The sequence below is a fragment of the Archangium sp. genome, assembly GCF_036388035.1.
Taxonomy (GTDB): domain Bacteria; phylum Myxococcota; class Myxococcia; order Myxococcales; family Myxococcaceae; genus Archangium.
The window spans coordinates 1-15024 of sequence record NZ_DASVSO010000981.1; the positions used below are offsets into that span (position 1 = coordinate 1).

At 68.3% G+C, this 15024-nt stretch carries 13 protein-coding genes, 2 tRNA genes and 1 pseudogene; 11 read left to right on the forward strand and 5 right to left on the reverse strand.

Going from position 1 to position 15024, the window contains the following annotated elements; translation table 11 throughout:
- From VF697_RS40595 to VF697_RS40610, 4 genes are all read left to right on the forward strand, one after another.
- On the forward strand, positions 1-832 hold an 832-nt coding region (locus tag VF697_RS40595; RefSeq protein WP_331103741.1), incomplete at its 5' end, for a hypothetical protein.
- A 478-nt stretch (positions 833-1310) separates the two neighbouring features.
- Positions 1311-2327, forward strand: a complete 1017-nt coding sequence (locus VF697_RS40600) for a hypothetical protein (protein WP_331103742.1) — start codon at positions 1311-1313, stop codon at positions 2325-2327.
- 14 nt (positions 2328-2341) lie between these two features.
- Positions 2342-3169 carry a hypothetical protein gene (locus tag VF697_RS40605; protein WP_331103744.1) on the forward strand — a complete coding sequence of 276 codons (828 nt, stop codon included), beginning with the start codon at positions 2342-2344 and terminating at the stop codon, positions 3167-3169.
- 17 nt (positions 3170-3186) lie between these two features.
- Positions 3187-3795, forward strand: coding sequence for a hypothetical protein (locus VF697_RS40610; protein WP_331103746.1), 609 nt, complete (start codon positions 3187-3189; stop codon positions 3793-3795).
- 25 nt (positions 3796-3820) lie between these two features.
- Here the strand turns inward: VF697_RS40610 and VF697_RS40615 are convergent, their stop codons facing one another.
- The 3 genes from VF697_RS40615 to VF697_RS40625 form a co-directional block, all read right to left on the reverse strand.
- Positions 3821-4438 carry a GNAT family N-acetyltransferase gene (locus VF697_RS40615; protein WP_331103748.1) on the reverse strand — a complete coding sequence of 206 codons (618 nt, stop codon included), beginning with the start codon at positions 4436-4438 and terminating at the stop codon, positions 3821-3823.
- 92 nt (positions 4439-4530) lie between these two features.
- Positions 4531-4607: transfer RNA gene (locus tag VF697_RS40620), tRNA-Asp, on the reverse strand.
- Positions 4608-4641: 34 nt separating this feature from the next.
- Positions 4642-4713 (reverse strand) — tRNA-Val (locus VF697_RS40625).
- A 256-nt stretch (positions 4714-4969) separates the two neighbouring features.
- Between VF697_RS40625 and hemE the strand changes: the two genes are divergently transcribed.
- The 5 genes from hemE (at position 4970) to fadJ (ending at position 10892) form a co-directional block, all read left to right on the forward strand.
- The gene (gene hemE / locus VF697_RS40630) at positions 4970-6007 is read left to right on the forward strand and encodes a uroporphyrinogen decarboxylase (protein WP_331103750.1); all 1038 of its coding nucleotides are present in this window, start codon (positions 4970-4972) and stop codon (positions 6005-6007) included.
- Positions 6008-6090: 83 nt separating this feature from the next.
- The gene (locus VF697_RS40635; protein ID WP_331103752.1) at positions 6091-6651 is read left to right on the forward strand and encodes a hypothetical protein; all 561 of its coding nucleotides are present in this window, start codon (positions 6091-6093) and stop codon (positions 6649-6651) included.
- Between the two features lie 176 nt (positions 6652-6827).
- Complete coding sequence (locus VF697_RS40640; RefSeq protein WP_331103754.1) at positions 6828-7220, forward strand: hypothetical protein; 393 nt, start codon at positions 6828-6830, stop codon at positions 7218-7220.
- A 124-nt stretch (positions 7221-7344) separates the two neighbouring features.
- The gene (fadI, locus tag VF697_RS40645; protein ID WP_331103756.1) at positions 7345-8649 is read left to right on the forward strand and encodes an acetyl-CoA C-acyltransferase FadI; all 1305 of its coding nucleotides are present in this window, start codon (positions 7345-7347) and stop codon (positions 8647-8649) included.
- Positions 8649-10892 carry a fatty acid oxidation complex subunit alpha FadJ gene (fadJ, locus tag VF697_RS40650; protein ID WP_331103758.1) on the forward strand — a complete coding sequence of 748 codons (2244 nt, stop codon included), beginning with the start codon at positions 8649-8651 and terminating at the stop codon, positions 10890-10892. The genes fadI and fadJ overlap by 1 nt, the downstream gene beginning before the upstream one ends.
- Before the next feature lie 57 nt (positions 10893-10949).
- Here fadJ and VF697_RS40655 read toward each other — a convergent pair whose 3' ends face one another.
- Complete coding sequence (locus VF697_RS40655; RefSeq protein WP_331103761.1) at positions 10950-12881, reverse strand: CocE/NonD family hydrolase; 1932 nt, start codon at positions 12879-12881, stop codon at positions 10950-10952.
- Positions 12882-13032: 151 nt separating this feature from the next.
- On the opposite strand from VF697_RS40655, the gene VF697_RS40660 reads away from it, so the two are divergent.
- Together VF697_RS40660 and VF697_RS40665 are read left to right on the forward strand one after the other, a co-directional pair.
- Entirely contained in the window at positions 13033-14163 is a 1131-nt protein-coding gene (locus VF697_RS40660) for a mannosyltransferase family protein (protein ID WP_331103763.1), read from the forward strand.
- On the forward strand, positions 14160-14840 hold the full coding sequence (locus VF697_RS40665) for a class I SAM-dependent methyltransferase (RefSeq protein WP_331103765.1): 681 nt from the start codon (positions 14160-14162) through the stop codon (positions 14838-14840). Before VF697_RS40660 ends, VF697_RS40665 begins: the two co-directional genes overlap by 4 nt.
- Here VF697_RS40665 and VF697_RS40670 read toward each other — a convergent pair.
- Positions 14801-15024: pseudogene (locus VF697_RS40670) on the reverse strand (hypothetical protein); the annotation flags it as partial. The gene VF697_RS40665 and the pseudogene VF697_RS40670 overlap by 40 nt on opposite strands.

The window sequence follows — 15024 nt, forward strand, 5'->3', positions numbered from 1 at the left end:
CGCGGAGGTCCGGCAGACGGCGATCCGGAAGGGGAAGGAGCTCCGGTGCACCATCGTCTCGACGGTGTCGCCGCTGTTTGCTGAGCCGAGCGTGGTGTGGCAGTGGGACACCTGCATCGCGACGCGGGAGCAGCTGAAGTACGTCTCCCCGGACGGGAAGCGGGTGCTCGTGCTCGAGCCGCTCCCGGAGTCCCTCCAGGGAAACTGGAAGGACGTGGAGGTGGCCACGCTCTACGAGCATGGCTTGCGCGTGACGGGCATGACGGCCGGGGCTTTCGTCAGCGCTCCAGCGTGGGCGCAGGCGCCCTCCGCCCACTTCGCCTGGGTGAAGGGCCAGGCGGGCCTCTCGGGCGAGCCCCCGCGCTACACCTTCAGTGGGACGGAGCTGGAGCTGGAGAGCGCGGACGGACGCTCGTTCCGTCTGGGGTTCGATGGCGAGGGCTTCCCGGCTGTATCCAAGCAAGAGCCCATCGCCCCCACCGCGGTCATGCACCGGTACGAGGATGAGAAGGGAACGAGTCACTTCGTGGGCTCGACCCGGGAGATTCCCGAGCGCTACCGCGCCCGGGCGGTACCGGTGGAGGCCGAGGTTGGCATCCTTCCCGCGAGCAGCCCCAGCGGGGGAGGGGAGGCGAGTTCTTCCGAGTCCGAGCCGGAGACCCCCGTGGCCTCCGGGGCGGGCAAGACCGAGGAGTTGAAGGCTCTCCTGCGGAGCAAGGGATTGGACCCCCAGTCCAAGAACCCCGCGCAGCTCCTCAATCAGCTCCAGGAGGACGTGAAGAAGATCGAGGAGGCCCAGCGCAAGCGAGAGCAGGTGGAACCCGCGCCCTGATCCAGGGCCCCCTTCCTCTGATGCGTCCGCGGTCCCTCGTGCCTCCGCACCAGACCGGGCTTGCCGAGTTGCACTCCAGGCAAGCGCCGTGTTAATTCCCCGCCGCGAAAAGCAAGTGAAAAATTCACGAATAGTGAATTTTCCGACGATTTATTGGCTGGAGAGTGAGATGCAGGGGTCGGGTTTGTTGCGCTGCGGGGGATCGCTGCTCGCGGTGGTGGGTTGTTCGCGGCGCGGTTCGGCTTCCTTCGTCGGATCTGTGCCTCCCGAGTCTCTGGCCGCTGAGCCGTCCCGCGCCGCGCTGACGTGGGCTGTCAAGACTCGCTCCTGAAGCAACAGGGTCACCACGAGACGAGAGGAGAGGGGCGCGGTGCGCGAGCGCCGCACCTGTCCTCCGTGCGGCTGCGCGAAGCCGCTGACACCTCGACGATGTTCGAGTGCGATTTTTCAACTGAGGTATCGAGGAGGGCGACAAAGAATGTTGCGAATGGCGGTAGGTGCGCTGGTGCTCTGCATCGGCAGCGGCTGTGTTCAGACCCGGGCGCGGATTCCGGACGCCCCGAAGCCGACCGGCCCGATAACGCGGTCGGTGGACTTCAGGCCGCTGTTCGAGCAGAACGTGCAGTCGTACTCGGTGTTCCTCGAGCGAGACCCGAACTCGATGCGGCGGGTGCTGCTCGGGCCGAATCTGGTGTTCGAGCCCTCCCGCAGTTCGCTGGCGGAGCCGCGGACGGTCGGTCCCGCGATCGGTCCCAACGCGGGGGATGTGCCTCAACAGGGCGATGCGCTCGGTGAGCCGATCTCGATCAAGCTCTCCTCGATGCTGCTGGACTTTCTCGGGAAGCGGAAGTCCACGGTGATCGCCCCGGTGGTGACGCGCCGCTGGTGGGGTGCCCTCGGCCCGGTGGACGCACGGGACCAGGCCACCTGGGTCGAGCGGCTGATGCTGCTCTCGAAGAAGCTCTCCAAGGAGGAACTGAACGGCGAGGAGCTGCCGACCGCGGCTCTCGCGGTGCGGCAGTTCGGGGTGTCCAGCTCGCGGCTCAGCGTGGTCGCCGTGCGCAATCCAACCACCGGCGAACTCGAGTACCGCCAGCGTCGCTCCCCAGACGAGGCGTCCGTGTGCCCGGCGGCCGAGTTCTCGCTGCCGGCGATCTTCTTCAGCGCCGAGGTGGTGAGCATTCGCGACGGACGGATCATCGCCCGCATCCACGAGCGACGGACGCCGAAGATCACCCAGGAGCTGCGCCGCTCGGTGCCCGCGGCGGAGCTGATACCTGTCCGGAAGACAGAGCAGACCAGCTTCATGCGCGGTGCGCCCGCCGGAGAGCCGTACTCGTACATCGAGCGCTGGGACCAGAAGAGTCGTGAGTGCGAGAGCGCCCAGGCCGCGTATGAGCAGGTGTTGCAGCTCGTCGCCATCGAACTGGTCGAGAACCTCGATGCCACCGCCGCCGAGCTGCTCCAGTCGAGCCTCGGTCGCCTCTACCAGTGAGTTCTGGAGAAACCATGCTCGCCTCATTCACTCTCATCCTCGCGCTCTCCGCCGGCCAGACTCCGCCCCCTGACGCGAATACCACTGCGCCAGCGCTGACCGAGCCCAACACCGCGCCCGCACCTCTTGCTGTGCCGGCGGAGCCCACTCCGACGGAGCCCAAGCCGACGGAAGCAGCTCCGACGTCGACGCCGCCGACGCCGCCCCCCAGCGCGGCCCCGGCGGTGCCGAACAAGACCGCGGCCGACGTGCCCTCGACCTCCGCTCCGGCGGCGACGGCTGCTCCCTCTCCCAAGCCATCCCGCGCCACGGCCGCGGAGCCGCAGACTCCGCAGTCGTTCAAGGTCTTCGGGGTCGATCTGCTCAAGCAGGAGCCACTCGACAGCCAGGTGCCCGTCAACACCAAGGGCCACCCGCTGGCATTGGGCCTCGGTGTCACCTTCAATGCGCTGCCGGGCTTCGGGTTCGACGGGCACCTCGCATACCGCCTCGGCGATAACGGCCCCACCGCGGTGGATTTCGTCTTCGACGCCGGGCTCAACCCTTTCTTCGACTACGGGCTCGCACTGAGCGGGCGCGCGGGACTGGCCCTCTCGGTGTTCACCGCGAGCGGCTACTTCGCGAACCCGTTTCTCGAGTTCGGAGCGCACCTGCGCGTGACCCATACGACCCAGTACGGAGAGAGCATCAACTATACGTACCTGGAGCCCACCATCGGTCTGGGCGCCGAGACGCTCTCGTGGGGCTTCGAGCCGCGCATTCTCTTGACCTGGCCGGTCTCGGTGGGCGGCTTCGCGCCGCAGGGACCGAGCCTGTCGTTGCAACTTCGCTATCGCTTCTAAGCGCCTTCGGAGCGTCCATGAATCGCCTCTTCTTCAGACTCACCTCCTCGCTCGTCCTCATCACCGCTTCCGTCGGCTGCGGTGACTCCGGCTACCTCACCCCCGCCTTGCTCCAGCACTCGGAGGCCTGCGCGCACCTCTCGTGTCCCACCGAGACCAGCACCGACTTCAGCCTCTCCGGCCGCTGGGTGTTCGAGAACTGCAAGGTCAACGAGACCGACACCGGCGGCTCGGCGGGCAGTTGCAGCGGTGACTACCGGGTCTGCGCGCAGCAGCACCCGGCGCGGTACGGGCTCCAACTGGCGTCGGCCAGCGCCAACCTCCCGTCCGAGTACCAGCCGTTCTACGCGAGCACCAGGGGGACGCTGGCGACCGGCAGTTTCATCCTCTATGGCACGCTGGCGCCTGAAACGACCGGGGGCTTGTGCCGCAAGCTCTCCGACCTGGTGCTGACCTGCCAGTCACAGGGAGGCAACGGCTCCACCTTCCAGTGCGAGGGCTTCGAGCACGTCCGCTCCGACCAGTGTGACGGCGCGGCGACCGCGGGGTGGAGCAAGTACCGCACCACCCTCCGGCGCACCGCGGATGGGACCAGCTGCCCGGGGGAGATCACCCGGCCGGAGTAGTCGGTGGTGAAGGCCGACAAGGCCGCTAGCGGAGTGCTGAGTGCTTCGTTGGCGGCCTTGCCGAGTCAGGAGCGGCTTCGAGGATCCCGGTAACCTGGAACCAGGAGGGCTCCGGGAAGGGGTTCTCCTCGAGGCGCATTCCCAGGTGACGCATCACCTCCAGAGAGGCGCTGTTGGCGCGCTCGGTGCCCGCGAGGATCCGGCCCAACCGCAAGGCCCCCAGGGCGTACTGCACCAGGGCCCGAGCGGCCTCGGTGGCGTACCCCTTTCGCTGGAGGGACGGTGAGATGGCCCAGAAGAGACCGACCTCGGGCGAGAACCGCGCGCCCTCCACCCGGCCGAAGCTGGGAAGCTGGCCGAACGGGGCCAGCATCGGCACGAGCCCCACCAGCCCCGCGAAGCGCCCGCTGTCCTTGAGCACCACCGCGCGGTCACCGTAGGGCGGCTGGTACATCAGCGCCAGCTGCTCATAATTCCGGAGGGTCCACTCCAGCCACTGGCGGCGCTGCTCCCGGTTCTCCTCCTCACTCCGCTTGGGGTCGGCCCAGCCGATGTCCATGAAGAGCCGATGGCATGCCTCCAGGTCGCCCGGCTCCAGGGCGCGGATCCGCAGTCGCTCTGTCTCCAGCGTCGGTACCTGCATGCCGCCTCCTCCTTGAAAGGGAGCCCGTGGAGACGAGGACAGGGGGAGAAAAGGCGAAGGGCCCGGAACCTTGCGATTCCGGGCCCTTCTATTGGCGAGGAGTACGGGACTTGAACCCGTGGCCTCCGGCGTGACAGGCCGGCGTTCTAACCAACTGAACTAACTCCCCACGACACTGCTTTGCCTCTACCACGACTGCTGCTTGGGCGGAACAGGGATTGAACCTGTGACCCTCGCCTTGTAAGGGCGACGCTCTACCGCTGAGCTATCCGCCCCTCGCTTGCGTCACCGCGTTGCGACGGGGCGGCCTTGTATCGGCCATGCCCATCACTGTCAAGCATACGTTTGCGGGGGCCGGGGCATTTCGCCACGCTTTCCCGCGCATGCCGCTCGGTCGGTTGGTGTCCGGCGCACGGGCGGCTCCGTCCGAGCACCGGAGGGCCACAGGAAAGAACGTTGACCCGGAAGACTCCACCGGACACAACCCCACCGCAGCCCTCTCCGAGAGGGGGCACTCACGGAGCCCAGCCCTTGAACGATCGCCTCCTCCGCGCCGCTCGCCGCCAGCCCACCGACACCACGCCCGTGTGGCTCATGCGTCAGGCCGGCCGCTACCTCCCCGAGTACCGAGCCATTCGCGGCACCATCGGCTTCCTCGACCTGTGCAAGAACCCGGACCTGGCCGCGGAGGTGACGGTCCAGCCCATCACTCGGCTGGGTGTGGATGCCGCCATCATCTTCTCGGACATCCTCATCCCCGTGGAGGCCATGGGCATCGAGCTGGAGCTCGGTGACAAGGGCCCCCACTTTCCCAACCCCGTCCGCACCGCCGCCGACATCGAGCGCCTGGGCGTGCCCGACCCCGTCCAGGGCACCGGCTTTGTCGCCGAGGCCATCCGCCGCACCCGGAAGGAGCTCAATGACTCGGTGCCCGTCATCGGCTTCTCTGGCGCGCCCTTCACGCTCGCCGCGTACATGGTCGAGGGTGGCGGCTCCAAGAGCTACATCCAGATCAAACGGCTCCTCTTCGAGCAGCCCAAGCTGGCCCACACCCTCTTCGAGAAGCTGACGAGCACGCTCATCCCCTACCTGCTGATGCAGGTGGAGGCCGGCGCGAGCATCGTGCAGATCTTCGACTCGTGGGGCGGCGAGCTGTCGCCCTGGGACTACGAGCGCTTCTGCCTTCCGTACCTCACGCGGATGGTGAAGGAGGTGCAGGCCAAGGGCGTGCCCGTCATCGTCTTCGGCACCGGCATGTCCAACCACCTGCCGCTGCTCAAGCGCACGGGTGCGGACGTCATTGGCCAGGACTGGCGCACGCCGATCGACGAGGCCCGGCGCATCCTCGGCCCCGATGTGGCGGTGCAGGGCAACCTGGATCCGCTCCACCTCTTCCTGCCGCGCGAGGAGCTGGAGCAGCGCGTGGTGGACATCCTCCGCCGTGCCGGCCCGGTGGGGCACATCTGCAACCTGGGCCACGGCATCCTTCCGCCCACGGATCCGGACGCCGCGAAGTTCTTCGTGGACGCCGTCCACAAGCACGGCGCCGCGCTCCGCCAGGGCGCCTGATGACGTCAACCCCGTGAGTCACCCGGGGATGTCAGAGGCTCCCGGTAGGGTGGTGTGGAGGGTCGGGGAAGGGGACGGGGGCCGTGGCGGACGAGGGCAGGGGCGGCGAGTACCAACGTCGGGTGCTCGCGCTCGGACATGAAGAGCTGGTGGCGCTGTGGAGTGGCTTTCGGGTGGGCATCACGCCCGCCGAGTGGCCCCCCGGTGTACTGCTGGAGTACCTACTCCTGAGGGCGTTTCAGTTGGAAGGCGCCGAGGTGACCTGGCCGTACCGGGTCTACCGGAAGAGTGTGCTCCTCGAACAGATCGATGGAGTGCTCTATTTCGATGGGGTGTCCTGTCTGGTAGAGTGCAAGGATGCAACCAGACCGGTAGATGCTGTTGCCATCGTCAAGCTGAAGTCGCAGCTCCTGCGTCGGCCGCGGACCATCCTTGGCGCGTTGTTCTGCTCGGGTGAAATCTCGGAATCCGCGTCCACGCTGATGGAGATGCTGCCTCCTCCAGATGTGTTGCTGTGGGAAGGGGCGGAGATCGATCTGGCACTCCGAGGGCAGCGGCTCCTCGAGGGCATGAGGAAGAAGCTACGGCATGCGGTGGAGACGGGATTCGCCGACTTGAAACTGGTGAAGAGGAGTGACCTCTGATGAGTGCGTTCATCGTGACCTCGGGACTCGTGGCGGGAAAGCTCATGAGGCGCCTGGTGAATAGTCATCCCCGCTTGCGCGATCGGGGAATCCGGATTCAGGCGGCTGAGGGCAGGGGGAGCGCCGCGAGACTGGGGCGGAGCATTCTCTTCTCGGAGCGAGAGCCCGTGGTCGTGGTGGCCGACACGCATACGCTCTCGCCGACCATGATGGCGGAGCAGCGCGGGTTGATTGAGTATCTCCTGGGCACGGTGGAGTCTCCGAGTGAATGGCGGTTGCTGTTGATCGCTCCCGAAGTGGCGGTTCTCCTCTTCCGGGACGAGCAACTGCTGCGCTCGGTGTTGCCGGTGAGCCCCTCGTTCGAGCAGCTCATTCGGGGCCGCTACGAGCCCAACCGCGTGCTCGCCGAGCTGTTCGCCCAGGCGGGGGAAGAGCCCTTCCCCGAGGTCCTGGTGCAGCGGCTCGAGCAGCTCGATGCGTCCTCGCTGTGGGCCGCTCCGGAGCTCCGTCCCCTGGAGGAGTTCCTCCTCGAGAAGTTGGATGCCCAACAGCCGGGCACGGCTCCCTGACCTTGCCGCCCAGGCAGGGCGGCGGGAACCGTTCACCTCCGTTGATTCCGGAGTCAATCTCTCGTTGACGCGATGCGCCACGGGTCATTAGATGCGCCCCATCTAGCAGGAAGGTGAGGCACACATGGCACGCGAGAAGCAGCGAAACGGCCACCGCCGGGTGGCAATCGTCCGTGGGTTGCGGACGCCGTTTGTGAAGGCGGGGACCGACTTCGCGAAGCTCACCGCGCTGGACCTGGGCCGCATGGTGGTCCAGGAGCTGGTGCAGCGCGCGGAGATCGATCCCCAGGAAATCGACCAGGTGGTGTTCGGCCAGGTCATCCCCACGCTCACCGCGCCGTCCATCGCGCGCGAGGTGGTGCTGGCCGCGGGGCTGCCGCGGAAGATCGAGGCGTTCACCGTGGCGCGCGCCTGCGCCACCTCCATCCAGGCGATGACGGCCGCGGCCAATGCCATCGCGGTGGGCGAGGCGGAGGTGGCCATCGCCGGCGGCACCGAGTCCATGTCGGATGCCCCCATCTTCACCAGCCGCCCGCTGGCCCAGGCGCTCGTGGCCGCCTCCAAGGCGCGCAGCCTCCCGGAGAAGCTCAAGGCCTTCCAGTCGCTCAAGGCGCGAGATCTGCTCCCGGTGCCCCCGGCCATCGCCGAGTACTCCACCGGCCTCACCATGGGCGAGAGCGCGGAGAAGATGGCCAAGGAGAACAGCATCTCCCGCGACGAGCAGGACCGCATCGCGCTCTCCTCGCACCAGAACGCCGCGCGCGCCTGGAAGGACGGCTTCTTCGACGCCCAGGTGATGCACGTCGTGGTGCCGCCCAAGTACGAGAAGGTGTCTCAGAAGGACAACATCGTCCGCGAGGACACGACGCTGGAGGCGCTCTCCCAGCTCAAGCCCGTGTTCGATCGCAAGTACGGCTCCATCACCGCGGGCAACGCCTCGCCGCTCACCGACGGTGCCGCCGCGCTGCTGCTGATGAGCGAGGAGCGGGCGAAGGCGCTCGGCCTGGAGCCGATCGGCTACCTGCGCTCCCACGCCTATGCCGCCACGGATCCAGGAGACCAGCTCCTCCAGGGCCCGGCCTACGCGGCCCCCATCGCGCTGCAGCGCGCGGGGATGAAGCTCTCGGACATCGACCTCGTGGAGATGCACGAGGCGTTCGCCGCCCAGGTGGCCAGCAACATCCAGGCGCTGGCCTCCAAGCAGTTCGCCCAGAAGGCGGGCTGGAGCGCTCCGGTGGGCGAGGTGGATCGGACTCGCCTCAACCTGTCGGGTGGCTCCATCTCCCTCGGTCACCCCTTCGGGGCCACGGGGGCGCGCATCGTCACCCAGGCCCTGCATGAGCTGAAGCGTCAGAACAAGAACACGGTGCTGTGCACCGTCTGCGCCGCCGGTGGCCTCGGAGCCGCGGTGGTCCTGGAGCGTGCGTGATGGCTGCCATGATGGCTCAGGAGCTCGAGGCGAAGCAGGGCTTCACCTACCAGGTCGAGGACAACGTCGCGGTCCTCGTGTTCGACCAGCCGGGCGAGCCGGTGAACACGCTCTCTCCCGAGACGGGCGACGTGTTCGCCACCCTGCTCACCCGTGCGGAGAAGGACCCGGCCGTGAAGGCGGTCGTCTTCATCTCCGGCAAGAAGGACAGCTTCGTGGCCGGAGCGAAGATCGACTTCCTCCAGACCATCAAGACGGCCGCGGACGCCACCGCGGCGTCGCGCCAGGGGCAGCAGGGCTTTGACCGGCTCGATGCGTTCCCCAAGCCGGTGGTGGCGGCCATCAACGGCTCGTGCCTGGGCGGCGGCCTGGAGTGGGCGCTCGCCTGTGACTACCGCATCGCCACCGATGGGCCGAAGACGACGCTCGGCCTGCCCGAGGTACAGCTCGGCCTCATCCCCGGCGCGGGTGGTACCCAGCGGCTGCCGGCCCTCATCGGCGCGCAGGCCGCGTTGGACCTCATCCTCACCGGCAAGAACGTGAAGCCCTCCAAGGCCAAGAAGCTGGGCCTGGTGGACGAGGTGGTGCCCGTGCCCATCCTCCGGAGCGTGGCGGTGCGGCGCGCCCGCGAGCTGGCCGAGGGCATGTTGAAGGTGGAGCGTCCCCGCGGCCAGGGCCTCAAGGGCGTGGCGCAGCAGGGCAAGAAGGGCGGCCTGGGCGGGCTGCTCCTCGGGCTGGCCAACAAGGAGCTGTGGACCGAGGTCGCGCTCGAGGACAACCCGGTGGGCCGGAAGATCCTCTTCGATCAGGCGCGCAAGCAGCTGCTGAAGAAGACGCGCGGCAAGTTCCCGGCGCCGGAGCGGGCGCTGGAGGCCATCCGCATCGGCCTGGAGTCCGGCCGCACGGCGGGTCTGGAGGCCGAGGCCCGCTTCTTCGGCGAGCTGGTGGTGTCCGACGTCTCCAAGCGGCTGGTGGAGATCTTCTTCGCCACCACGGCGCTCAAGAAGGAGAACGGCACGGCCAACGCGGACGTGAAGCCGCGCGAGGTGAAGAAGGTGGGCGTGCTCGGCGGCGGCCTCATGGGCGGCGGCATCGCCTACGTCACCGCGGCGCAGCAGGGCGTGCCGGTGCGCGTGAAGGACAAGGACGACGCGGGCGTGGGCCGGGCCCTCAAGCAGGTGCAGGGCATCTTCGATGAGCGGGTGAAGAAGCGCTCGCTCACGTGGCGAGATGCGGCCACGAAGATGGCGCTCGTCACCGGGGGCACTGGCTACGAGGGCTTCAAGAACGTGGACGTGGTCATCGAGGCCGTCTTCGAGGATCTCTCCCTCAAGCACCGCATCCTGGGCGAGGTGGAGGTCGTCACGGGCGAGCACTGCATCTTCGCCTCCAACACCTCCAGCATCCCCATCACCGAGCTGGCCAAGGGCTCGCGGCGGCCCGCGCAGGTCATCGGCATGCATTACTTCAGCCCGGTGAACAAGATGCCGCTGCTGGAGATCATCACCCACAAGGGCACCGCCGACTGGGTGACGGCCACCTGCGTGGAGATTGGCAAGCGGCAGGGCAAGACGGTCATCGTCGTCAACGACGGGCCGGGCTTCTACACCTCGCGCATCCTCGCGCCGTACATGAACGAGGCCGCGCACCTGCTGGCCGATGGCGCCGACATCGCCGAGCTGGACAGGGCGCTCGTCGACTTCGGTTTCCCCGTGGGCCCCATCACCCTGCTGGACGAGGTGGGCATCGACGTGGCCCAGAAGGTGGGCCCCATCATGGAGGCCGCCTTCGGCAAGCGCATGGCCGCGCCCAAGGCCCTGGAGAAGGTGGTGACCGAGGGTCGCCTGGGCCGCAAGAACAAGAAGGGCTTCTACACCTACGACGGCAAGAAGAAGAAGGAGGTGGACGTCTCCGTCTACGACCTGCTGCCGCACGGCAAGAACCGCAAGCACCTCGATGCGCGCGAGATGGCCGAGCGGTGTGCTCTCCAGATGGTGAACGAGGCCGTGCGCTGCCTGGGTGAGGGCATCCTCCGCAGTGCGCGCGACGGCGACGTGGGCGCCATCTTCGGCCTGGGCTTCCCGCCCTTCCTCGGCGGCCCTTTCCGCTACGCGGACAGCCTCGGCCCCGCCGAGCTGCTGCGCCGCCTGGAGCACTTCCAGGACAAGTACGGCGAGCGCTTCACCCCCGCCCCGCACCTGGTGGACATGGTGAAGGCGGGCAAGACGTTCTTCCCGCGGTAGTCACGCCGGGAGGGCAGGGGGCTCCGGACAGCTGGAGCCTCCTGCTTCCCGCTCGCCTCACTCGTCCGACGCGGGCAGCACGCCCACCTTGAGCGAGCTCGGGTGCGCCGCCGAGCGGTACACGCGGTGGAAGGCGCGCACGAAGTCCTCCTCCTTCGCCTCGAAGATGTTGGGCACGAAGGTCTGCGGGTTCCGGTCGATGAAGGGGAACCAGCTCGACTGCACCTGGAGCATCACCCGGTGCCCGCGCTTGAAGGTGTGGAAGACGTCGTTGATGACGAAGCGCACCTTCGTCACCTCGCCCGGCTTGAAGGGCTTGGGCTCGCTGTAGCTGTCGCGGAAGCGGCCGCGGAACGGCTCGCCGCGCACCAGCGTCTGTTGGCTCCCGCGGTTCTTGTTGCCCTCCGCCGCGTCCTGCCGCGAGAAGCCGGGCATCCTGCCCGGGTTGACGTCCACGAGCTTCACCACCCAGTCCGCGTCGGTGCCGGTGGTGGAGACCCACAGCTCGGCCTCCAGCGGGCCCGCGAGCGTGAGGTCCTTCTCCAGCGGCTCGGTCTGGTAGACGAGTACGTCGGGCCGGCGCGAGGCGAAGCGCTGGTCCTCCGTCATGTAGTCCTTGCTCCAGCCCGTGGTGATCTCCGCAGTGAAGGGCACCGGCTTGTTCGGGTCGCTCACGTACTCGTCGAAGGACTCCTCGGCGGACTGGGGTGGCAGGTACGACAGGCCTCCCCTTGGCTGGAAGAACAGCCGCGTCTCGCGCACCTGCTTGGGCGGCCACGCGTCGAAGCGCCGCCAGCGGTTGGCGCCGGTCTCGAACACCAGGGCCTCGGGCAGGTCGGGCTTCTCGCCCCCCTTGAGGTGGTGCTTGAAGAAGGCGAGCTCCAGCTCCTGGTAGAGGTTGCTCGTCTGGAAGCCGAACTCGACGTCACCCAGCGCGGAGCCATCCGTGCGCGTCCAGCCCCCGTGCGGCCAGGGGCCCATGACGAGCGTGTTGGAGATGCCCGGGTTCTGCTTCTCGATGGTGGCGTAGGTGCGCAGCGGCCCGTAGAGATCCTCGGTGTCGTACCAGCCGCCCACCACCATCACCGCGGCCTTGATGTTCTTGAGATGAGGCAGCAGGTTGCGCGACTGCCAGAAGGCGTCGTAGTTGGGGTGCGCGACGATGTCATTCCAGAACGCGATGTCGCCCTTGAAGTGGCGCGCGTCCGCGTTGCTCAGCGGCCCCATGTCGAGGAAGAACTGGTAGCCGTCCGGCGTGCCGTGCTCGAAGCGCTTCCAGTCCTCGCTGTCGGTCGGCTGGGGCCGGGGCCTGCCGAAGCCCGAGAAGAAGTTGAACGCGAGCACCAGGTTGAAGGCACCGTGCCGGTGCATGTCGTCCCAGAACCAGTCGGCGATGGGCGCCTGGGGCGACACCGCCTTGAGCGCCGGGTGCGAGTTGATGGCGCCCGCCGAGGCGTAGTAGCCCGGATACGAGATGCCCCACTGACCCACGCGGCCGTTGTTGTTGGGCGCGTTCTTCACCAGCCACTCGATGGTGTCGTACGTGTCGGTGCTCTCGTCGATGTCCTTGGGCCCGCCCTTCTTCGTGAGCTGCGGGCGCACGTTGACGAACTCGCCCTCGGACATGTGCTGCCCGCGCACGTCCTGGAAGGCGAAGATGTAGCCCTGCTTCTCGTACTCGGCGGTGGGCCCGAGCCGGCGCGCGTACCGATCCGACCCGTATGGCGCGACGGTGTAGGGCGTGCGCGTGAGCAGGACGGGGTAGCGCTTGCCGGGGCTCGCGTCGTTGGGGACGTAGACGGACGTGAACAGCCTCGTGCCGTCGCGCATGGGGATGCGGTACTCGAACTTGGTGTAGTGCGAGCGGATGTACTCGGCGCGCTCGGTGGAGTCGCCGTAGGGCTGTTGCGGCTTCGTGGCCTGTGCATTCGCCTGGGTGGCGAGTGCGACGAGCCCGAGCACCACGAGGCTGCGAAGCGTGGAGGGCATGCTCTCTCCTGATGGGGGAGCGGCATTGTCGGTGAACGGTGGCGGGGCGGAAAGCTTCGTGTGAGGGGAGTGGGGCAGGGGACCCCGCGCCCCGAGTCCCGGCCCCCACGGGGCTTGACCCTGGCGCGTTTCTGGACGATGCCCCGGCGCCATGCCCCGCTCCGCATCCCGCACCGTCACCCTCGTCGCGCTGGGCGCCCTGCTCACCTGCACCGTCGTCGTGATGGTGGCCTCGTGGGCCTCGCCCGAGAGCTACAGCCCGGCGCGGCTCTCCTGGCCGAATGCCCACCTGCTGCTGGGCTGGGCGCGCTACGACGCGGGCTGGTACGCGGACATCGCCACCCGAGGCTACTGGTACACCCCCGGCGAGCAGAGCCCGGTGGCCTTCTTCCCCGCCTATCCGGTCGTCATTCGAGGACTCGGCGCGCTCGGCGTGGACACCTTCATCGCCGGTGTGTTGCTCACCCTCGTGTGTGGCCTGTCCGCCGTGGTGCTCTTCACCCGCTGGGCCAGCCTGCTGAAGGGCGAGGAGGTGGCGCGCGACGCGGGGCTGCTCCTCGTCCTCTACCCCTTCGCCTACTACCTCTACGGGGCGATGTACTCGGACGCGCTCTTCCTCCTGCTGGTGGTGGGCGCCTTCTATTTGCTCGAGCGAGGCCAGCTCGTCCCCGCGGTGCTGCTGGCCGCCGTGGCCACCGCCGCGCGTCCGGTGGCGCCCGCGCTGGTGTTCGGGCTGCTCGTGCGGCGGCTCGAGTGGAAGCGCCAGCGGGGCGAGCGGTGGAGCTTCTGGGATGCGCTCCCGGTGCTCGCCGCCCTCGGCCTCATCGTCTACGTCCTCTACCTCTGGCACGCCTTCGGCGAGCCCTTCGCCTTCGCCAAGGTGCAGTCCGCCGCGGGCTGGGACCAGAAGCCCGGCTGGCGCACCTGGTTCAAGGTGCGCTGGTTCCAGGGCTTCAACGCCTCCATGTCGGTGGGCGATGGGCTGCGGCTGGTAGGGCACGCCGCCTTCTCGCTCGGGGCGCTCGCCCTGGTGTGGCCCACCGCGAAGCGGCTCGGCTGGGGCTACGGTGCCTACGTCCTGGCCATGGTCGGAATGCCTACGCTCTCCAGCAAGGACTTCATGGGCATGGGTCGCTACCTGCTCGCCTCCTTCCCGCTCTTCCTCACCCTCGCGCTGCTGCTGCGCGAACGGCCCCGCCTGCGCTGGGGGGTGCTCGCCACCAGCGCCGTGTTGCTCATCTCGCTCGCCGCCGCCTATGGCGCAGGAGCCTACGTGTCATGAATGCTCCCCTCTCCGCCGCCCTCGCGGTCTTCTCCCAGCTTCCCCCCGCCGAGCGCTTCCACGTCCACGCTCGCGCCTTCTCCGCGCCGCTCGAGGCCGTTGCCGCCCGCGTCCCCGTGGGGGGCTCCGTGGCCGACGTAGGCTGCGGCCATGGGCTGCTCTCCGCCCTCATCTCCCTGGGCGACTCCCGCCGCCAGGTGCATGGGGTCGATCCTGACCCACGGAAGATCGAGTGGGCCCAGACGGGCCCGGGGCGCCTGCCCAACGTGAAGGTCGAGGTGGGCACCGTGGAGTCGCTCGCCGAGCGCCTTCCGGGTCACTTCGACACGGTGGTGGTGTGCGATGTCCTCTACCTGCTCCCGGCGGAGCGCTGGCCCGGCTTCCTCGCCCAGGCCCGGCGCCTGCTGCGTCCGGGGGGGCGGCTCCTGCTGAAGGAGGCCGAGGGCAATGGCTCCTGGAAGCACTACAAGTGCCTCGCGCAGGAGATGGTGATGGTGAAGCTGCTCGGCCGGACGAAGGCTGGGGGCGCGCTGGTGCTCCAGCCTCGCGAGGAGATGGAGGCCCTGCTGCGGCGGGTCGGCTTCACCCCGCGCGAGACGGTGGAATTGGGGACGGGCTACTCCACGCCCCACATCCTCTACGTGGCGGAGGCGACGGCCGGGGACAGCGCGGCGTAGGTGGTCAACTCCACGCCCAGCACCTCGACGAGTGCGCGCACCCGAGGGCTCGTGAGGGCCTCCAGCTCGGACTGCCAGCCGTACGTCCACGCCGGATCCTCGGGCACATGAGGGCGGCCCTCGCCCGGGTGGCAGCCCAGCTCGAAGTCTCCCGGGGGCAGCGACTCCAGCAGCGAGAGCAGGG